This is a genomic window from Campylobacter troglodytis, from assembly GCF_006864425.1.
Classification (GTDB): Bacteria; Campylobacterota; Campylobacteria; order Campylobacterales; family Campylobacteraceae; genus Campylobacter_D; species Campylobacter_D troglodytis.
Genome location: NZ_QHLI01000212.1, coordinates 1 through 642, shown reverse-complemented (window position 1 = coordinate 642; position 642 = coordinate 1). Strand labels below are relative to the sequence as shown.

Annotated in this window: 1 pseudogene; it reads left to right on the top strand. The window is 35.7% G+C overall.

What is annotated here, in order from left to right:
* Nucleotides 1-2: 2 nt before the first annotated feature.
* Nucleotides 3-617 (top strand): annotated as a pseudogene (locus tag DMC01_RS12725) (IS1595 family transposase).
* Nucleotides 618-642 lie beyond the last annotated feature (25 nt).

The window sequence follows — 642 nt, the reverse complement described above, 5'->3', positions numbered from 1 at the left end:
AATTGTCTCAAAAGAAATTTAGGGAAATTTTGAAGTATTTCTGCCTTGATTTAGAGGAGAAAAAATCGCAGAAATTTGCAAAATAACTCGTGCTTGTGCGAATAGAATTTTACAAGAAATTCGCATTTTGATAGCCAAAGAATGTGAAAAAATCTCAGCGGTGAGATTGAAGTTGATGAGAGTTATTTCGGTGCAAAGCGTGTTCGTGGCAAGCGTGGGCGTGGAGCTGGCAAGAAAATACCTGTGTTTGGAATGCTAAAACGCTAGGCTAACGTTTATACGCAAGTGGTCAAACATTGCTCTGCCAAAGAACTATTACCTATCATAAGGGATTTTGCGGAGCTTAAAGAAAGTGAAATTTACAGCGACAGCTGGAAGGCTTATGATGGCTTGGTGGATTTTTTGCTTCGTTTTGTCTTGCAACTTTGCAAGAAGGTGCAAAGGCACAAGATTTTGTAAAACACTATAAAAATGAGTTTGCAAATGGACGAAATCATATCAACGAAATTGTGAATTTCTGGGGCTTTGCGAAGTTTAGATTAGCTAAATTTAGGGGCATAAAAAAAGAAAATTTTGTGTTTCATTTAAAAAAAACAAAATTAAGACGAAAAATTTAGGACAAAATTCTCATCAAAATTTGCT